The 19,271-nt window shown below is 73.1% G+C and carries 10 protein-coding genes; 3 read left to right on the forward strand and 7 right to left on the reverse strand.

What is annotated here, in order from left to right:
• Positions 1-95 precede the first annotated feature (95 nt).
• Positions 96-2,423: a HelD family protein gene (locus ACIP4O_RS14150; RefSeq protein ID WP_401574727.1), complete on the forward strand. Its 2,328-nt coding sequence runs from the start codon at positions 96-98 to the stop codon at positions 2,421-2,423.
• A 68-nt stretch (positions 2,424-2,491) separates the two neighbouring features.
• On the opposite strand, the gene ACIP4O_RS14155 is transcribed toward ACIP4O_RS14150, so the two are convergent.
• The 5 genes from ACIP4O_RS14155 to ACIP4O_RS14175 all read right to left on the reverse strand — a co-directional run bounded on the left by ACIP4O_RS14155 (position 2,492) and on the right by ACIP4O_RS14175 (position 11,472).
• On the reverse strand, positions 2,492-3,205 hold the full coding sequence (locus ACIP4O_RS14155) for a DUF4232 domain-containing protein (protein ID WP_401574728.1): 714 nt from the start codon (positions 3,203-3,205) through the stop codon (positions 2,492-2,494).
• Between the two features lie 110 nt (positions 3,206-3,315).
• A complete protein-coding gene (gene glgB, locus ACIP4O_RS14160) occupies positions 3,316-5,754 on the reverse strand; it encodes a 1,4-alpha-glucan branching enzyme (RefSeq protein WP_401574729.1) in 2,439 nt (812 codons plus the stop codon).
• A 70-nt stretch (positions 5,755-5,824) separates the two neighbouring features.
• Entirely contained in the window at positions 5,825-7,408 is a 1,584-nt protein-coding gene (locus tag ACIP4O_RS14165; RefSeq protein WP_401574730.1) for a maltokinase, read from the reverse strand.
• A gap of 342 nt (positions 7,409-7,750) precedes the next feature.
• Positions 7,751-9,475, reverse strand: coding sequence for a maltose alpha-D-glucosyltransferase (gene treS, locus ACIP4O_RS14170; RefSeq protein WP_093587572.1), 1,725 nt, complete (start codon positions 9,473-9,475; stop codon positions 7,751-7,753).
• Positions 9,472-11,472, reverse strand: coding sequence for an alpha-1,4-glucan--maltose-1-phosphate maltosyltransferase (locus tag ACIP4O_RS14175; protein ID WP_401574731.1), 2,001 nt, complete (start codon positions 11,470-11,472; stop codon positions 9,472-9,474). The genes treS and ACIP4O_RS14175 overlap by 4 nt, the downstream gene beginning before the upstream one ends.
• Positions 11,473-12,129: 657 nt before the next feature.
• Between ACIP4O_RS14175 and glgP the strand changes: the two genes are divergently transcribed.
• Positions 12,130-14,769, forward strand: coding sequence for an alpha-glucan family phosphorylase (gene glgP / locus ACIP4O_RS14180; protein WP_401574732.1), 2,640 nt, complete (start codon positions 12,130-12,132; stop codon positions 14,767-14,769).
• Between the two features lie 107 nt (positions 14,770-14,876).
• On the opposite strand, the gene ACIP4O_RS14185 is transcribed toward glgP, so the two are convergent.
• Together ACIP4O_RS14185 and ACIP4O_RS14190 are read right to left on the reverse strand one after the other, a co-directional pair.
• Positions 14,877-16,409, reverse strand: coding sequence for a M4 family metallopeptidase (locus tag ACIP4O_RS14185; protein WP_401574733.1), 1,533 nt, complete (start codon positions 16,407-16,409; stop codon positions 14,877-14,879).
• A gap of 585 nt (positions 16,410-16,994) precedes the next feature.
• Complete coding sequence (locus tag ACIP4O_RS14190; protein ID WP_401574734.1) at positions 16,995-17,630, reverse strand: TetR/AcrR family transcriptional regulator; 636 nt, start codon at positions 17,628-17,630, stop codon at positions 16,995-16,997.
• A gap of 126 nt (positions 17,631-17,756) precedes the next feature.
• On the opposite strand from ACIP4O_RS14190, the gene ACIP4O_RS14195 reads away from it, so the two are divergent.
• Positions 17,757-19,211 (forward strand): MFS transporter, encoded by a 1,455-nt coding sequence (locus ACIP4O_RS14195; protein WP_401574735.1) that lies wholly within the window; start codon positions 17,757-17,759, stop codon positions 19,209-19,211.
• Positions 19,212-19,271 lie beyond the last annotated feature (60 nt).

The raw sequence follows: 19,271 nt of genomic DNA on the forward strand, positions 1-19,271 counted from the left end.
GGGCGTTTCGACGCGTATATTGAGCAATTCCGCGCTGCCTCAATTCGGGCACACGGAAGTGCATGTACTCGAATCTTAACGGGCAGGGAGCAGTCTTGTCAAACGAGACCGGCACGGCCGGGAACGGTCAAGAGGGGCGTCGGGACGAGCGGGGCCGCGAGGAGCTGCGTACCGAACAGGATTACGTGGATCTCCTGCACGCCTGCCTCGACGCGCTCAGGGACCGGGCCGAGGGCGCCGCCGAGGACGCCCTGCGCCCGGTCGGCAAGGGGCATCAGGCGCAACTGGAGCGCTCGATCGCCGCCTTCGAGTACGGCAGGACGCTCGCCGAACTCGACGGCATCGAGGAAGGACTCTGCTTCGGGCGGATCGACCAGCGCGACGGCGTGACCCACCACATCGGCCGGATCGGACTGCGCGCCGACGACGGCGAGCGCACCCCCCTGCTCATCGACTGGCGCGCCCCCGTCGCCCGCCCCTTCTACCTCGCCACGGGCCTGCACCCGATGGGCCTCCGCCGCCGCAGGCACCTGACGACGAAGGGCCGTACCGTCACCGCGCTGCACGACGAGACCCTCGACCTGGAAGAGACCGCCCCCGGCGCCTTCGAGAACCCGAGCGGCGACGCCGTGCTGCTCGGCGCGCTCAACGCCGCGCGCACGGGGCGCATGAGCGACATCGTGCGCACCATCCAGGCCGAGCAGGACGAGATCATCCGCGCCCCGCACCGCGGCGTCCTCGTCGTCGAGGGCGGTCCGGGGACGGGCAAGACCGCCGTCGCGCTGCACCGCGCCGCCTACCTCCTCTATGCGGACCGCGAGCGCCTGAACCGCAGCGCGGTCCTGATCGTCGGCCCGGGCGGCGCCTTCCTCAACTACATCGGGGAAGTGCTGCCCTCGCTCGGCGAGACCGGCGTGTGGCTCGCGACGCCCGGCGAGCTGTACCCGGGCGTCAAGGCCACGGGGACGGACTCCCCGCGCGCGAGCGCCGTGAAGGGCGACGCGCGCATGGCCGACGTGCTCGCGAAGACGCTCGCCGACCGGCAGGCGCTCCCCGATCCCGTCCTGGAGATCGCGCACGAGGACTACGGGACGCTCACGCTCGACCGCGAGACCGCCGCCGCGGCGCGCGAGCGGGCGCGGGGCGCCCTCGTGCCGCACAACCTCGCGCGCCCCCACTTCGCCTTCCGCGTCATCGACGCGCTCACCGCGCAACTCGCGGACCGCCTCGGCGCGGACCCCTTCGGCGGCCCCAACTTCCTCGACCCCACCGACGTAGCCGAACTCGGCAAGGAGATCGCCGCGAGCCCCGCCGTGCAGGCCGCGATCGACACGCTGTGGCCCCGCCTCACCCCCGAGAAGTTCCTCGCCGACTTCCTCGCGGAGCCGGACGCCCACGGGCACCTGGCCGCCGAGGACGCCGACGTGATCCGCCGCGCGCCGGGCACGTGGTCGGGGAGCGTCTTCACGCCCGCGCCCTGGACCCCCGCCGACGTCGCACTCCTCGACGAGGCCGCCGAGCTCCTCGGCGAGGACGACTCCGCGCGGCGTGCCGCCGAGACGCGGCGGCGGCGCGAGGAGGCCGCGTACGCGCAGGGCGTGCTCGACGTCGCCGCCGCCTCGCGCACGTACGAGTTCGAGGACGAGGAGTCCGAGGTGCTCGGCGCGCAGGACGTCGTGGACGCCGAGCGGCTCGCCGAGCGGCACGAGGAGCGCGACCGGCGCAGCGCGGCCGAACGGGCGGCCGAGGACCGCACGTGGGCCTTCGGGCACATCATCGTCGACGAGGCGCAGGAGTTGTCCGCGATGATGTGGCGGCTGCTCATGCGGCGCGGTCCCAACCGCTCGATGACCCTCGTCGGCGACCCCGCGCAGACCGCCGACCCGGCGGGCATGCGCTCCTGGGACAGCGTCCTCGCCCCGTACGTCGGTGACCGCTACGCCTACCGCCGTCTCGACGTCAACTACCGCACCCCGGCCGAGATCATGGACGTCGCCGCCGCCGTGCCGCGCGCCGCGGACCCCCGCTTCGCCGCGCCGCGCTCGGTCCGCTCGACGGGCGTGCGGCCGTGGGCGGGCGCGTACGGGGCGGCCGAACTGCCGCGCGCCGTGGGCGAGGCGGCGGCGCGCGCGACCGAGGACGAGGGGCGTGTCGCGGTGATCGCGCCGCGCGAACTGCACCACGTGCTGCTCCCGCACCTGCCCGGCGCCTCGGCGGGCGAGAGCCCCGACCTGACCCGGCCCGTCGTCCTGCTGACGCCGCGCCAGTCCAAGGGCCTCGAATTCGACGAGGTGCTGGCCGTGGAGCCGCAGCGGTACGAGGAGTCCGACCTGTACGTCGCGCTCACCCGGCCCACGCAGCGGCTCGGCCTCCTGCACAGCGAGCCGCTGCCCGAGGCGCTGGCCATAGCGCTCAAGGCATAGCGCTCCAGGCGTGAGGCGTACGGGGTGGTCCCGCGCGGTGTCCGGGATCACCCCGTGCCGGCCGGCGCTCAGAGCCCGATCGGGTCGACGAAGGTGCCCGGGTGCGTGGCGCCCGACTGGTCGAGGATGCCGCCGCCGAACTCCCACGGCAGCGTGACCTGCTTCGTCTCGTCGGGGAGCGTCATGACGACGTCCTGCGGGACGAACACCCGCGCGTCCGGGTCCGTCTCGGGCATGATCGTGAACTTGATGTGGGCGGTGTCGTCACCGGGCTTGAGCGTCATGGTGTCGGCCCGGGCGTTGGAACGGGGGAGGTCCCAGCGCTCGCCCTTCGCGCTCACGAGCTGGACGCCGGGGAAGCCCTTGAGCGTGCACGTGCGCTTGCTGTGATTGGTCAGCCGCACGGTCACGGACTGCTGGTACTTCGACTGCTCCATGTCGGGCTTCCCGCCGTGCGGCGCCCAGAAGTCGAAGTCGATCTCGCTCGTCGAGCAGTGCGCGCCGCTCGGCTTGCCCGCCTCGTCCGAGGGGTTGATGCCGTCGTCGTTCTGCCCCTCCTCCTTCGGAGCGGCGCTCGGTGCCGCGCCCTGACCGCCGCCCTGCGAGGCGCCGTCGTCCCCCTTCGACGCGTCCTGCGCGGGCGCGCCCGCGTTCTGCGAGGCGGTGGGCGCGGCGCTCGCGGAGTCGTCGTCGCCGTCACAGGCGACGGCCCCGGCCCCGAGGGCGAGGACGGCGAGGGCGGCGGCGGTGGTGCGGACGGCGCGGGGCGTGATGATCGACATGGTGTCTCTTTCCGCAGCGGGTGAGTGCGTACGGACTATCTGATGATCACCACCCCCCGCGCAGTTCACGGAAAACTGTCAGGGGCCTGTAACAGCGCGGAAGTGCCTGGTCAGACCCGGCGCAACCACACCGTCGCGAGCGGCGGCAGCGTCAGTTCCAGGCTCTGGGCGTGGCCGTGCGCGCCGGTCTGGTCCGTCCTCGCTCCGCCTTCGGGGGTCGCCGTGATGCCGCCGCCGCCGTAGCGGGCCGCGTCCGTGTTGAGGGCCTCCGTCCAGCGGCCCTCGGGGGCGCCGACGCGGTAGTGCTCGCGGACGACGGGGGAGAAGTTGCACACGGCGAGGAACGGGGTGCCCTCGTGGTCGTGGCGGAGGTAGGCGAGTACGTTGTCCTCGGCCGCGTCGCCCACGACCCACGCGAAACCGCCCGGGTCCGTGTCGCGCTGCCACAGCGGCGGCGTCGCGGTGTAGACGGCGTTCAGGTCGCGCACGAGGTGCTGCACGCCCCGGTGGTCGCCGCAGGCCTCGTACGCCGGGTCGAGGACCCACCAGTCCGGGCCGCGCGCCTCCGACCACTCCGAGCCCTGCGCGAACTCCTGCCCCATGAACAGGAGTTGCTTGCCCGGGTGGGACCACATGAAGCCCAGGTAGGCGCGGGCCGTCGCGCGGCGCTGCCACCAGTCGCCCGGGATCTTCGAGACGAGCGCCTGCTTGCCGTGCACCACCTCGTCGTGCGAGATCGGCAGCACGTAGTTCTCGCTGTACGCGTACACCATCGAGAAGGTCAGCTCGTTGTGGTGGTACTTGCGGTGCACGGGCTCCTTCGCCAGGTACTCCAGCGAGTCGTGCATCCAGCCCATGTTCCACTTCAGGCCGAAGCCGAGGCCGCCGAAGCCCCCGGGCCCGCTCTGGTCGGTCGGCCGTGTGACGCCGTCCCAGGCCGTCGACTCCTCGGCGACCGTGACGACCCCCGGGTTGCGGCGGTAGACGGTCGCGTTCATCTCCTGGAGGAAGCGCACCGCGTCGAGGTCCTCGCGCCCGCCGTACGCGTTCGGAGACCACTGCCCGTACTCGCGCGAGTAGTCCAGGTACAGCATCGAGGCCACCGCGTCCACGCGCAGCCCGTCGATGTGGAACTCCTCGCACCAGTACGTGGCGTTCGCGACGAGGAAGTTGCGCACCTCGGTGCGGCCGAAGTCGAAGACGAGCGTGCCCCAGTCCGGGTGCGAGGCCCGCTGCGGGTCGGCGTGCTCGTACAGCGGCCGCCCGTCGAACTGCGCCAGCGCCCACTCGTCGCGTGGGAAGTGCGCGGGCACCCAGTCCATGAGGACGCCGATCCCCGCCCGGTGCAGGCTGTCGACGAGGAAGCGGAAGTCGTCGGGCGTGCCGAGCCGCGAGGTCGGCGCGTAGAAACCGGTGACCTGATAACCCCACGAACCACCGAAGGGGTGCTCCGCGATCGGCATCAGCTCGACGTGCGTGAACCCGAGGTCCTTCACGTACGCGGGCAGCTCCTCGGCCAGCTCGCGGTACGTGAGCCCCGGCCGCCACGAGGCGAGGTGCACCTCGTAGACGGAGAACGGCGCCTCGTGCACCGGGCGGTCGCCGCGGTGCGCGAGCCACTCAGCGTCGCTCCACTCGTACGCGGACTCCTCGACGATCGACGCGGTCGCGGGCGGCACCTCCGTGCGCCGCGCCATCGGGTCCGCCTTGCGCACATGGTGGCCCTCGGGCGTCGTGATCTCGTACTTGTACAGCTCACCGGCTTCGAGCCCCGGCAGGAACAGCTCCCACACCCCGGTCCCGCCGAGCGAGCGCATCGGGTGCCCGGTCCCGTCCCAGTAGTTGAAGTTCCCGATGACGCGCACGCCTCGCGCGTTCGGCGCCCACACCGTGAACCGCGTGCCCCTCACGCCGTCCCGCTCCATGACGCGCGCGCCGAGCGCCGTCCACAGCTCCTCGTGCCGCCCCTCGCCGATGAGGTGCAGGTCGACGTCGCCGAGCGCGGGCAGGAAGCGATACGCGTCCTCCAGCGGCGCGCCCTCGTCCTCCTCGTATGTGACGAGCAGCCGGTACGGGGTGCCGGGCCGCGTCCCCGCCGGGAGGGGGCCCGAGAAGAAGCCGTCCCCGTCGGAGCCCAGCGGGACCCGGCCGCCGTCCGCGAGCAGCACGGTCACCGCGCGGGCGTGCGGCTTCAGCACCCGCACGACCGTTCCCTCGCCGTCCGCCGCGGGGTGCGCGCCGAGCACCGCGTGCGGGTCGTGGTGCGCCCCGGCGAGCAGCCGCCCCCTGTCCCAGGCGCTCACCGCGTGGGGCGACTCCAAAGCGGGCTCCCGGAGCGATTCCGCGGCGGGTTCGTGCGCGGGCGCGGGGACGGGGGCCTTCCCGGGGAGCGTCGCCGGTTCGGGGGCGGCGGCGTTCTCCGGGGCGGCCGGGTCCAGGGGCGCCGGCCCCTGGGGAGCCGTCTCCTGGGGTGCCGGGGCGGCCGGCTTGCGGCGCGGGGCCTTCGTGGCCTTGGCGGGGCGGGACGAGGACGAGGAGCGGGGGGTCACGGGTAAAACCTCCTGGGGCCGGTGCGGGTCGAACGGAGGACGCGGGCCCGGGGCGTGCTGCCCCGGCGGGTCACAGCAGCTTGGTGGAACGGCGTCCCGCGCCGGGCTCCTCGCGGGACGGCCCCCCGCGCGCGCCGCCCCGCACGGGGGACTGGCGGGCGGGGGCGACGTGGGCGGACTCGGGCCGCGCGGGCTCCGGGTCCCGCGTCTCGCGCGCGGCCTGCGCCTCTCGCGCCTCGCGCGCCTGCGAGTCCCCCGCGAGCCGCGCGATCGCCGCGAGCGGGACGGGGAGCCAGTCGGGCCGGTGCCTGGCCTCGTACAGGACCTCGTACACCGCCTTGTCCGTCTCGTACGCGGTGAGCAGGTCCGCGTCCTCGCGCGGGTCGCGGCCCGCGATCTCCGCGTACCCCTCGCAGTAGGCGGCGCGGCAGGCCGTGGCCCACTCCGGCGCCCACGGTTCGTGCGAGCGGGCCGCGTAGTCGAAGGAGCGCAGCATCCCGGCCACGTCGCGCACGGGCGGGAAGGCGTGGCGGCGCTCGGCGAGCGGCCTGGCGGGCTCGCCCTCGAAGTCGATGAGCGACCAGTAGCCCTCCGCCGAGCGCAGGCACTGCCCGAGGTGCAGGTCGCCGTGCACGCGTTGCGCGGTCCACGTCCTGCCCTCCCGCCCGGCCAGGGCCAGGCGCGCGAAGGCGGCGCGCAGCCCCGGCACGTACGGCTGGAGCTCGGGCACCGCCGCCGCGGCCTCCTCCAGGCGGCGCGTCATGTCCCCGGCGAGCGCGGCGAGCTGCCCGGGGCCGAGCGTCGCGGCGGGCAGCGCCGTCGCGAGCGCGGTGTGCACCTCGGCCGTCGCCCGCCCGAGCGCGCGCGCGTCGGCGGTGAAGTCCTCGCCCGCCGCGAGTCGCCCAAGTGCCAGCTCCCAGCCGTCGTCCGAGCCCTTCAGGAAGGGCTGGAGCACCCCGAGCACGTACGGCTCGCCGCCCGCGCCGCCCTCCGGCTCCGCCTGCATCCACGCGACCGGGGCGGGCACCCGCGCGCACCCCTGCCGCGAGAGCGCGAGAGGCAGCTCCAGGTCCGGATTGGCCCCGGGCACGACCCGCCGGAAGAGTTTGAGGATGAACGTATCTCCGTATACGAGCGAGGAGTTGGACTGCTCCGAGCCGAGCGGCCTGGGCGTCAGCCCGCCCGGGATCGTGGTCCGCGCGTCGTGCCCGAAGCGCAGGGCGCCGAGCCGGCCCGGCAGCCGCATCCGTTCCAGGAGGAGTTCGGCCGGGCGCGGGTCCTGGAGCGCCTCGTACACGACGTGTCCGGCGAAGGGCCCGGACTCCGGGCGGCCGATGCGCGCGTGCGCCAGGTGCGGCGGCAGTGCGCTCCGTACGCCGAGCAGCAGCTGGTAGCAGTCGCCCGGGCGGTCCGCGTCCTGGTCGGCGCGGACCAGGAGGTGGAGGAGGCCGGGGCCGCCCCCGCGCCCGCCGCGCCAGGGCAGCAGTTCGGTGAGTGAGACGAGGGTGAAGCCGGTGACGGGGCGGCCCTTGCCGGCGAACCAGCGCTGCCGGGGCAGCCAGCCGCGTAGCAGCGGGTCGAGCGAGGCGAGCAGTTCCCCCGGGTCCGGGACGGGGCTGGGGGAAGGGACGAGCGTCCTTGGGGCATCCGACATGGCGGCGGTCGTGTCCTTTCCCCGGGTACACCAGCAGGTTCACGCGCCCCGCGCGAAGCGGTAAGACCCTGGCGCGCAGGCCCCACGGTGACCGGTGGGGCAGTAGGGAGGAGTCCGTACGGTGACGGGCCGTTCGCTGGGCCGACCCGTCGGTGGTGCCGGTATTCCGGGAGGGTGCCCGGGGTGGGACACAGTATGCGGGTCGGGACCCAACGGACGTACGGGTCTGGTACGGGATTTCCCTGGCCGAAACCATACGGGTACGTATGGGGCACGGCGACCGCAGCGCCGCCGCTCCGCACGCGTGTCGCGGCCCCCGCGCGGGGCGGGGGCCGCGCCCGTTCAGCGCTCGGCCGGGTCCTTGCGCAGCCGGAACCAGTAGAAGCCGTGGCCCGCGAGGGTGAGCAGGTACGGCAGTTCACCGATCGCGGGGAAGCGCACGCCACCGATGAGTTCCACCGGATGGCGGCCCGCGTACGCCTGGAGGTCCAGCTCGGTGGGCTGGGCGAAGCGCGAGAAGTTGTGCACGCACAGCACCAGGTCGTCCGAGGTCCCGTCCTCCGAGCGCAGCTCGCGCAGGAAGGCGAGGACCGCCGGGTTCGAGGACGGCAGTTCCGTATACGAACCGAGCCCGAAGGCGGGGTTCTGCTTGCGGATCTCGATCATGCGGCGGGTCCAGTGCAGCAGCGAGGCCGGGGCGGACATGGCCGCCTCGACGTTCGTCACCTGGTAGCCGTAGACCGGGTCCATGATGGTCGGCAGGAAGAGCCTGCCCGGGTCGCAGGAGGAGAACCCGGCGTTGCGGTCGGGCGTCCACTGCATCGGGGTGCGCACCGCGTCGCGGTCGCCGAGCCAGATGTTGTCCCCCATGCCGATCTCGTCCCCGTAGTACAGGATGGGGGAGCCGGGCAGCGAGAGCAGCAGCGCCGTGAACAGCTCGATCTGGTCGCGGTCGTTGTCGAGCAGCGGCGCGAGGCGGCGGCGGATGCCGATGTTGGCGCGCATCCGCGGGTCCTTGGCGTACTCCGCGTACATGTAGTCGCGTTCTTCGTCCGTCACCATCTCGAGGGTCAGCTCGTCGTGGTTGCGCAGGAAGATGCCCCACTGGCACCCGGCCGGGATGGCCGGGGTCTTCGCGAGGATTTCCGAGACGGGGTAGCGCGATTCGCGCCGCACCGCCATGAAGATGCGCGGCATGACCGGGAAGTGGAAGGCCATGTGGCACTCGTCGCCGCCCTTGGAGAAGTCGCCGAAGTAGTCGACGACGTCCTCGGGCCACTGGTTGGCCTCCGCGAGGATCACGGTGTCCGGGTAGTGCGCGTCCACCTCGGCCCGCACCCGCTTGAGCATCTCGTGCGTCGCGGGCAGGTTCTCGCAGTTGGTGCCCTCCTCGGCGTAGAGGTAGGGGACCGCGTCGAGGCGGAAGCCGTCGATGCCGAGGTCCAGCCAGAAGCGCAGCGCCGCGATGATCTCCTCCTGCACGGCCGGGTTCTCGTAGTTGAGGTCCGGCTGGTGCGAGAAGAAGCGGTGCCAGTAGTACTGCTTGCGGACCGGGTCGAAGGTCCAGTTGCTCGCCTCGGTGTCGACGAAGATGATCCGCGCGTCGCTGTACGCCTTGTCGTCGTCGGCCCAGACGTAGTAGTCGCCGTAGGGGCCTTCGGGGTCCTTGCGGGACTCCTGGAACCACATGTGCTGGTCGCTCGTGTGGTTCATGACGAAGTCGATGATGACGCGCATGCCGCGCTGGTGCGCCGCGTCCACGAACTCGACGAAGTCGGCGAGGTCCCCGAACTCGGGGAGCACGGCGGTGTAGTCGGAGACGTCGTAGCCGCCGTCGCGCAGCGGGGACTGGAAGAACGGCGGGAGCCACAGGCAGTCCACGCCGAGCCATTGCAGGTAGTCCAGCTTCGCGGTGATGCCCTTGAGGTCGCCGACTCCGTCGCCGTTGCTGTCCTGGAAGGACCGGACGAGGACCTCGTAGAAGACGGCGCGTTTGAACCAGTCGGGATCGCGGTCCTTGCGCGGGGTGTCCTCGAAGGTGTCGGGGACGGGCTCGTTGACGATCATGATGCGGGTGACCCTCCGATCAGCGGGGACGGTCGCAGGGTGAACACGTGCGCGGGCGTGGTGCCCGGCTCGAGGCGCACGTAGTTGGCCCTGCCCCAGTGGTAGGTCTCGCCGGTGAGCGCGTCGCGCACCGGGACGGTCTCGTGCCAGTCCAGGCCGAGCGCCGGCATGTCCAACGAGATCGTCGCCTCCTGGGTGTGGTGGGGATCGAGGTTCGCGACCACGAGCACGACGTCGTTGCCCGCCCGTTTGGAGTACGCGATGACCTGGTCCTGATCCGCGTGGTGGAAGTGCACCCGGCGCAGCTGCTGGAGCGCCGGGTGCAGCCTGCGGAGCCGGTTGAGCTTCGTGATCAGCGGGGCCAGCGAGCGTCCCGCGCGCTCGGCCCCCTCCCAGTCACGCGGCTTGAGCTGGTACTTCTCCGAGTCCAGGTACTCCTCGGAGCCGGGCTTCAGCGCCTGGTTCTCGTACAGCTCGAAGCCCGCGTACACCCCCCACGTGGGGGAGAGCGTCGCCCCGAGCACGGCCCGGGTGGCGAACGCCGGCGGCCCGCCGTCCTGGAGGTAGCCGTGCAGGATGTCCGGGGTGTTGACGAAGAAGTTGGGCCGCATGACCCACGCGGATTCACCCGCGAGTTCCTGGGCGTACTCCGTCAGCTCCTGCTTCGTGTTGCGCCAGGTGAAGTACGTGTACGACTGCTGGAAGCCGACGGCGGCGAGGGTGCGCATCATCGCCGGGCGGGTGAACGCCTCCGCCAGGAAGATGACGTCGGGATCGCGCCCGTTGATCTCCGCGATCACCTTCTGCCAGAACACGACCGGCTTCGTATGCGGATTGTCCACCCGGAAGATCCGCACCCCGTGGTCCATCCAGAAGCGCAGGACGCGGCACGTCTCGGCGATCAGGCCGGGCATGTCCTTGTCGAAGGCGATGGGGTAGATGTCCTGGTACTTCTTCGGCGGGTTCTCCGCGTACGCGATCGAGCCGTCCGGGCGGTGGTGGAACCACTCCGGGTGCTCCTTGACCCACGGGTGGTCGGGCGAGCACTGGAGCGCGAAGTCGAGCGCGATCTCCAGGCGCAGTTCCCGGGCCCGCGCCACGAAGGCGTCGAAGTCCTCCAGGGTGCCCAGCTCCGGGTGGACCGCGTCGTGCCCGCCGTCCGCCGAACCGATCGCCCACGGCACGCCCACGTCCTCGGGCGTCGGGTCGAGCGAGTTGTTGCGGCCCTTGCGGTGCGTCGTCCCGATCGGGTGGATGGGCGGCAGGTAGACGACGTCGAAGCCCATCGCGGCGACCGCGGCGAGCCGCTCGGCCGCCGTCCGGAACGTCCCCGAGCGGCTTCGCCCGTCCGCCGTGACCCGCGCCCCCTCGGAGCGCGGGAAGAACTCGTACCAGGAGCCGACGAGCGCCCGGCGCCGCTCCACGAGCAGCTTGAGCGGCTTCGAGGAGCTGACCAGCTCGCGCAGCGGGTGCCGGTCCAGGACCTCCACCACCTCCGGCGCGAGCGCGGCGGCCAGGCGCTGCCCCGGGGTGCGCGAGGTGTCGCGCAGCGCGTCGGCGGCCGCGAGCACCACCTCGCGCCTGCCGTCCTGCTTGGGGACCTTGCGCGCGGCGCGCTCGTGGAGCAGCGCGCCCTCCTCCAGGACGAGCGCGGTGTCGATCCCGGCGGGCACCTTGATGCCGGCCGCGTGGCGCCAGGTGGCGAGCGGATCGCTCCAGCCCTCCACCTTGTACGTCCAGCGCCCCTCGACGTCCGGGGTCACCTCGGCGCCCCAGCGGTCGGTGCCCGGGGCGAGCTCCCGCATGGGAATCCACGGGCCCGGACGGCCGTCCGGGGACTTCAGTACGACGTTGGCCGCGACGGCGTCGTGACCCTCGCGGAAGACGGTGGCACTGATCTCGAAGGTCTCGCCGACGACGGCCTTGGCGGGCCTGCGGCCGCAGTCGACGAGCGGGGACACATCCAGCACGGGGATGCGGCCGATCGGGGTTTTCACGGCATCACCTGGTGACGTAGCGGGTGCGGGTGCGGGTGCGGGTGCGGGTGCGGGTGCGGGTGCGGGTGCGGGTGGTCGGGCGGCGCGGCGGGGTTCCGGGGGCGCGTCGCGCGCGGACCGCTCCGGTCGCCCGGACCGCCCCCTCGCGGGGACGGCCCGGGCCTTCGCACCGTCTATCGGCAGCGCGGACCCGTCCGTTGACCGGGTCTTCACCCGATTCCCTCTCCGGTGTCCCTGAGGCATGGCCGCTCCTGTCCGCGTTCACCCGAGTGGGTGGATGGAAAAGGGGTGCTGCGGTGGGCTACCGCGGAAGCCTTCCCCCGGTATCCGTATGGGCAACCCGACGGCGTGTTAACTACTCGCTCATCAACACGGACACGATTCCGGCCACGTCACACGGCACCCGGGGGTGCGGCCCCGCCCCATCGGATTGTGGCTGGTGAGCGGGGACGCGGCGATTCGGTGGGCGCATTTGAGGGGCGCGGGGAGCGTAGGGGGTACCGGCGTGCGCCGTGGTTGGCGCGGCACACCCCGCGCTAGGGTCGCCGGGAAGCGGCCTTTGTCCCGGTACCGGAGCCGGTGGCGGTCCTGGTGACCTGCCCCGGGCCCGGCCGGTGACGGGCCGTCTGTTCAGCTTCCTGACGCGAAGGCGGCAACGTGAAGGCCATCCGACGATTCACCGTCCGGCCCGTACTCCCCGAACCCCTGCGCCCGCTCGACGCACTCGCCCGCAACCTGCGCTGGTCCTGGCACCCCCCGACGCGTGAGGTGTTCCGCGCCGCCGACCCCGTCCTGTGGGAGGAGAGCGGCCAGGACCCGCTGCGCCTGCTCGCCGCGCTGCCCCAGGACCGGCTCGCCGCCCTCGCCGCCGACGAGCGCTACGTACGGCGCCTCGGCGAGGCCGCCGCCGCACTGGACACGTACCTCTCGGACGGCCGCTGGTACCAGGAGCGGGACCCCGCGGCGCTGCCCGGCGCGATCGCCTACTTCTCGCCCGAGTTCGGCGTCACCGCGGCGCTCCCGCAGTACTCGGGCGGCCTCGGCATCCTCGCCGGGGACCACCTCAAATCGGCCAGTGACCTCGGCGTACCGCTCATCGGTGTCGGCCTCCTCTACCGGCACGGATACTTCCGCCAGTCCCTCTCCCGCGAGGGCTGGCAGCAGGAGACGTACCCCGTGCTCGACCCGGGCGAGCTGCCCCTCGCCCTCCTGCGCGAGGCCGACGGGACCCCCGCCGAGGTCGCCCTGACACTCCCCGCCGGGCGCGTCCTGCGGGCGAGGATCTGGCGCGCCGCGGTCGGCCGCGTACCCCTCCTGCTCCTCGACTCCGAGGTCGAGGACAACGACCGCGCGGCCCGCGAGGTGACCGACCGCCTCTACGGCGGCGGCAGCGAGCACCGCCTCCACCAGGAGATGCTCCTCGGCATCGGCGGCGTCCGCGCCGTGCGCGCCTACTGCCGCCTCACCGGGCACCCCGAGCCGGAGGTGTTCCACACGAACGAGGGACACGCGGGCTTCCTGGGTCTCGAACGCGTGCACGAGCTGCTGACCAGTGAGGACCCCGCGCACCCCGACTTCGCCTCCGCGCTCGAAGCCGTCCGCGCGGGCACCGTCTTCACCACTCACACCCCCGTCCCGGCCGGTATCGACCGCTTCGACGCCGAGCTGATCGCCCGCCACTTCGGGCCCAGCGCCGAACTGCCCGCGCTCGACGTCGAGGACGTGCTGCGCCTGGGCCGCGAGACGTACGAGGGCGGACAGCCGCACCTGTTCAACATGGCCGTCATGGGCCTGCGCCTCGCCCAGCGCGCCAACGGTGTCTCGACCCTGCACGGGCAGGTCAGCCGCGAGATGTTCGCGGGGCTCTGGCCCGGCTTCGACGCCGAGGACGTGCCGATCACCTCCGTCACCAACGGCGTGCACGCGGCCACCTGGGTCGCCCCCGAGGTCTTCGCGCTCGGCGCCGGACGCATCGGCGCCGCGCGCGCCGAGGAGGCCATGGCGGTCGGTGGCTCGCCCCGCTGGGACGCCGTCGCCGACATCCCCGACACGGACATCTGGGGGGTACGCGGACAACTCCGCGCCCGCCTCGTCGGCGAGGTCCGCCGCCGCCTGGCCGCCTCCTGGCGCCAGCGCGGCGCGGGCGCGGCCGAACTCGGCTGGATCGAGGGGGTCCTCGACCCCGAAGTCCTCACGATCGGTTTCGCCCGCCGCGTCCCCTCGTACAAGCGCCTCACCCTCATGCTCCGCGACCGCGAGCGCCTCACGCGCCTCCTGCTCCACCCCGAGCGCCCCGTGCAGATCGTCGTGGCGGGCAAGGCGCACCCCGCCGACGACGGCGGCAAACGCCTCGTGCAGGAACTCGTCCGCTTCGCCGACGACCCGCGCGTGCGCCACCGCATCGTCTTCCTGCCGGACTACGGCATGGGCATGGCGCAGACCCTCTACCCCGGCTGCGACGTGTGGCTCAACAACCCGCTGCGCCCGCTGGAGGCGTGCGGTACGAGCGGCATGAAGGCCGCGCTCAACGGCGCGCTCAACCTCTCCGTCCTCGACGGCTGGTGGGACGAGTGGTACGAGCCCGACTTCGGCTGGGCGATCCCCACCGCCGACGGCAGCGCGCACCTCGACGAGGAACGCCGCGACGACCTGGAGTCCGTGGCCCTCTACCGCCTCCTGGAGGAACGCGTCGCCCCGCGCTTCTACGACCGCGACGCGCAGGGCCTGCCGGGCCGCTGGATCGAGATGGTGCGCCGCACCCTCACGGGCCTCGGCCCCAAGGTCCTCGCCGGGCGCATGGTCCGCGGCTACGTGGAGGACCTCTACGCCCCCGCCGCGCGCGCCCACCGCGCCCTCACCCCCGAGGCGGCCGGGCAGCTCGCCGCGTGGAAGGCGAGGGTGCGCGCGGGCTGGGGACAGGTCGCCGTGGAGCAGCCGGAGACGACGGCGACGGGCACGGGCGCCGAGTACGGGGCGAGCCTGGGGCTGCGCGCGCACGTCTCGCTCGGGGCGCTCGCGCCCGAGGACGTCGAGGTGCAGGTCGTCTCCGGGCGCGTCGACGCGGACGACCGGATCAGCGAGCCGCACACGGTGCCGCTCAAGCCGGTCGGGGCCGGGCCCGACCTGGAGGGCCGCTGGACGTACGAGGGGCCCCTCGCCCTCGACCGCACGGGCAGCTTCGGCTACACCGTGCGTGTCCTGCCCGCCCACCGGCTGCTCGCCTCGCCCGCCGAGCTGGGGCTCGTGGCGGTGCCCGCGGAGGCGAAGGGGGACGGGGGAGGCGTGCTGATGCGGTGAGGGTGGCGCACGCGGGCGGGCGCGGTGCGCTGATCCGATGAACGGGCGGAAAGGTAAGGGGCGTTCACCAGGTGAACGCCCCTTACCTCATGCCGTGCGCCCTGCCGTCAGCTCACGTTGATCGCCGCCCAGGCCGCGTCCACCGCCTGGTACTCGGCGGAGTCGGCCCCGTACAGGTCACCGGCCGCGCTGAGGGTGGCCTCGCGGGCGTCCGCGTAGTCCGTCGTCGAGGTCATGTACTCGCTGAGCGCCTTGAACCACACCTGCGCGGCCTTGTCGATGCCGATGCCGGTGACCGTCGAGTCGTCGTAGGTCGGCGAGTCGTAGGAGACGCCGTTGACGGTCTTCGCGCCGCTGCCCTCGGACAGCAGGTAGAAGAAGTGGTTCGCCGGGCCCGAGGAGTAGTGGACGTCGGTGTTGCCGAGGTCGGCGGACCAGTAGTCGCGCGAGGCGCCGTCCTTGCTCGGCTCGTCCATGTACCGCAGCGGGCTGCCGTCGCCGTTGATGTCGATCTTCTCGCCGATGAGGTAGTCGCCCGGGTCCTCGTCGGTGTTCGAGTAGAACTCGACGGCGGTCGCCATGATGTCGCTCGTCGCCTCGTTGAGCCCGCCGGACTCACCGCTGTAGTTGAGCCCCGCGGTCGCGGCCGTCACACCGTGGCTCATCTCGTGCGCGGCCACGTCGAGCGCGGTGAGCGGCGCGGCGTTGCCGGCTCCGTCCCCGTACGTCATGCAGAAGCAGCTGTCCTGCCAGAAGGCGTTGACGTAGTTGTTGCCGTAGTGGACGCGCGAGGTCGCGCCCTTGCCGTCCCCGGCGATGCCGGAGCGGCCGTGCACGTCCTTGTAGTAGTCCCAGGTCTCGGCCGCGCCGTAGGCGGCGTCGACGGCGGCGGTCTGCGGGTCGCTCGCGGTGCCGTCGCCCCACTCGTCGTCGTCGTCGGTGAAGAGCGTGCCGCTCCCGGAGGAACTGTTGCCGAGGTCGTACGTCTTGTGCCCGCCGCGGTCCGCGTCGGTGAGCGTGTAAGCGCCCGCCGAGCCGCTCGTGCCGAGGTCCACGTCGCCGTTGTACTCGCTGTGCCCGAGGCCGGTCTCGACGCCGTCCCACCGCGCGAGGCGCTTGCCGCTCGTCGCGTCGGTGACGGTGTGGATCTCGCTCGGCGTGCCGTCCTTCCTGACGGACGTCGCGACGGACTCGTAGGCGAGCACGGGGCTGCCGTCGCGGGGCGCCCACACCACCTTCGTGGCGTTGTCCGGCGCGGCCTTGAGCGTCTTCGGGCTCGTGTCCACCTTGAGCCCGGCCTTGCTCGCGCGGTTGACGCCGAGTTGCTTCCCGCTCTTGGCGGTGTGCACGACGAGGTCGCCGCCGAGGACCTTGAGGCCCTGGTAGGTGCGGTCGTAGCGCGTGTGCACGGTGCCGTCGCGGTCCTGCACGACGTCCTTGACGTGCAACTCCTCCTGGGCGCCGAGCCCGAGGGTGCGCGCGGTGGCCGCCGTGTCCGCTTTCGCCTCCTTGAGGAGACCGGCGCGCAGCGACGCGGTCATCGTGAGCGGCGTCGCGGACGGGGTGCGGTCCGCCGCCGTGGCGGGGGCGCCGAGGGCCCCCGCGAGCAGAGCGGCGGAGGCGACCGCGGTGGCGGTCACGAGAGCCGTTCTGGAGAAACGGGAGGTACGGGACGTGCCGGGGTTACGGGACAACGCTGACTCCCAGTCGATTCGTTCCAGTGGGGGGAGCGCGGACCGGTGTCGTGGCTCGGCGGGGCCTTCGCCCGGGTAGGGCGGTGCCCCGGCGGGGCCGTGCCTCGTGGGAAGGCGGACGACGGGCCGCGCGGTGAACTGACGGGCGTGCGGGTGCCGCGGGGCCGGATCGTCGGGGGAGACGATCCGACCCCGGGGGGTGGGGGGTGTGGCCGACCGTGGGGGGTGGCGCATCGCCACCTTCGCATCGCGGGGCACCGCGTGTCATGACCACGAAGAGAGCTTGGCCGGAACCGTGCCACCCGCTTGTGGTGGTGGCGCCGCGCCTCCCGCGCGGCGGGAAGGAGCACACGGGTTACGCGTCGGTAGCTCAACAAGGCCGGGGGAGCGGTTTCCCCGCACATGCCACAAGGTGGTGCGGCGGGTCTGTGCGAGGGCTGTGAGCGGGACTGTCAAGGGCCCGATGGGTGCGGGCCGTTGGCTGGAAAGTGAGGGACGGCCCCGCCGATGCCGATGGAGGTGGGCCGGACCTCACTCGCCCTCCGCGTCCCCGCTCCACACCCCCGCCCGCGCCGCCGTCGCGGCCGCGTGGGCCGCGCGGCGGGCGTGGTGGTCCGTGAGCGGGGTGCCGAGATTGAGGAAGGCGTAGTACAGCGGGGCCGATACGGCGGCCACGACCGCGTGCGCGTCCGTCCCCGCCGGGAGCTCGCCGCGTGCCACGGCGTCCGTGACGCACCCGGCCCACTCCGCGACCCGCACCTCGTAGAAGCGGTGCAGTGCCCCGGCCGTCTCCGTGTCGCAGAGCGAGGCGGCGACGAGGGCCCGGAAGAGGCGGCCCTGGCGCGGGTCCGTGAGGGTCTTCACGACGAGGCGGGCGTTGGCGAGGAGGTCGCCCTCGACGCCGCCGGTGTCCGCGCGCGGCAGGGACTGCTCGGCCATGTCGGCGAGCAGGTCGGCGGCGAGTGCGGCGGGGGTGCCCCAGCGACGGTAGACGGTCGTCTTGCCCACGTCGGCGCGGCGGGCGACGTCGGCGAGGTCCAGCGCCTCGAAGCCCCGCTCGGCGAGCGCGTCGCCGCTCGCGCGCAGGACGGCCTCGCGGACGCGGGCCGTGCGCCCGCCGGGGCGCACGGTGCCGGGGGGTGGGGCGGGAGCGGGGGTGGCGGTCATGGCGACAGCTTAACGGAATCGGAGTTCCCTTACCGCGTCGGACGGTGCTACCTTTCTCGCCGTAACGGGAATTCAGTCCCGTTTATGGCGGGCGAGTCGTCCGCCGCTCCCGCTGAAGGGTTCGTCATGTCCGTACTCCGCACCGAGACCACGAAAACCCCCGCGCCCGCCGCGCCGCCCCCACCGCCCGGCGCGCCGCGCCTCACCGGGCGGCTCGGGCTCGTCCTCGCCGTCCTGCTCGTCGCCCAGTTCATGCTGGCCGTCGATTTCTCGATCCTGAACGTGGCGCTGCCCGCCATCGGTGAGGGGCTCGGCTTCTCGCTCGCGAACCTCCAGTGGATCGCGACGGCCTTCGCGCTGTGCGCGGCCGGTTTCACCCTCTTCTTCGGCCGGATCGGCGACCTGATCGGCCGGAAACGGATCTTCCTCGGGAGCCTCGCGCTCCTCGGCGCCGCCTCGCTCGCCGGGGGCCTCGCCACGAGTCCCGGCGTGCTGATCGCCGCCCGCGTCGCGCAGGGCCTCGCGACGGCGGCGGCGACCCCGGCGGGCCTCTCGCTGCTCACGACGTCCTTCCCCGAGGGCCCGCTGCGGCAGAAGGCGCTCGGCATCAACGGGGCCCTGATGTCCGCGGGGTTCACGACCGGAGCGATCCTCGGCGGCGTGCTGACGGACCTGCTCTCCTGGCGCTGGGCCTTCTTCGTCAACGTGCCCGTCGCCGTCGCCGTCCTCGTGATCGCGCCGACCGTCATCAAGGAGTCGCGACCCGCGGTGCGCCCGCGCCTCGACCTGCCGGGCGCGCTCGCCGTCACGCTCGGTCTGCTCGGTCTCGTCTACGGGCTCACGCAGGCGGGCGAGTACGGGTGGGCCAGCGGGCGCGCGCTGACCGGGCTGCTCGGCGGGGCCGTCCTGCTCGCCGTGTTCGCGCTCGTCGAGCGCACGGCGCGCGAACCGCTCGTCCCGCCGCGCGTCCTGCGCCGCCGGGGCGTCGCGCTCGGCAACGTCCTCGGCCTGCTCGCCTTCGTCACCGAGACCTCGCTCGTCTACCTCCTGACCCTCTACCTCCAGAAGACCCTGGGCTTCTCGCCGCTCGCCGCGGGCGTCTCCTTCGGTGTGCTCGGACTCGGCACGGTCGCGGGCGGCCTCCTCGCCCCGAGGGTCATCGCCCGCACGTCCACGCGCACCGCGCTCCTCGCGGGCGGCCTCGTCCAGACCGTCTTCACGGCCGCGCTGCTCTTCCTCGGTCTCCTCGGTACGAGCGCGGGCGCGGCGCTCGGCCTCCTGCTCCCCGCGACGTTCTTCGGCGGCGTCGGCAACATGCTCGTGATCGTCGGCTTCATGGTCACGGCGACGAGCGGCCTCCCCGACGAGGAACAGGGCCTCGCCACGGGCCTCGCCTCGATGTCCCAGCAGATCGGCATCACGATGGGCACACCGCTCATGTCGGCGGTCGTCACGGCGAGTTCGGCGGGCGCCGCCACCGCCACGGCCGTCCGCCACGGCGTCACCACCGCACTCGCGGTCAACGCGGCCCTCGTCCTGGTGGGCGTGCTGATCGCGACGCGGCTCCGGCGCCGCGCGTGACGCGGGCCGTACGCGCCCCGCTCACCCCGCCGCGTGGGGCGGCCCCGACGATCGCCGGGG

Origin of the sequence: Streptomyces sp. NPDC088923, from assembly GCF_044749745.1 — a bacterium.
In the GTDB taxonomy this organism is placed as follows: Bacteria; Actinomycetota; Actinomycetes; order Streptomycetales; family Streptomycetaceae; genus Streptomyces.

Excerpts from the sequence above, each read along its gene's own strand:
- ACIP4O_RS14155 (WP_401574728.1), bottom strand. The coding sequence starts at position 3,205 with ATGTCGATCATCACGCCCCGCGCCGTCCGCACCACCGCCGCCGCCCTC.
- ACIP4O_RS14165 (WP_401574730.1), bottom strand. The coding sequence starts at position 7,408 with ATGTCGGATGCCCCAAGGACGCTCGTCCCTTCCCCCAGCCCCGTCCCG.
- treS (WP_093587572.1), bottom strand. The coding sequence starts at position 9,475 with ATGATCGTCAACGAGCCCGTCCCCGACACCTTCGAGGACACCCCGCGC.
- ACIP4O_RS14195 (WP_401574735.1), top strand. The coding sequence starts at position 17,757 with ATGTCCGTACTCCGCACCGAGACCACGAAAACCCCCGCGCCCGCCGCG.
- ACIP4O_RS14190 (WP_401574734.1), bottom strand. The coding sequence starts at position 17,630 with ATGACCGCCACCCCCGCTCCCGCCCCACCCCCCGGCACCGTGCGCCCC.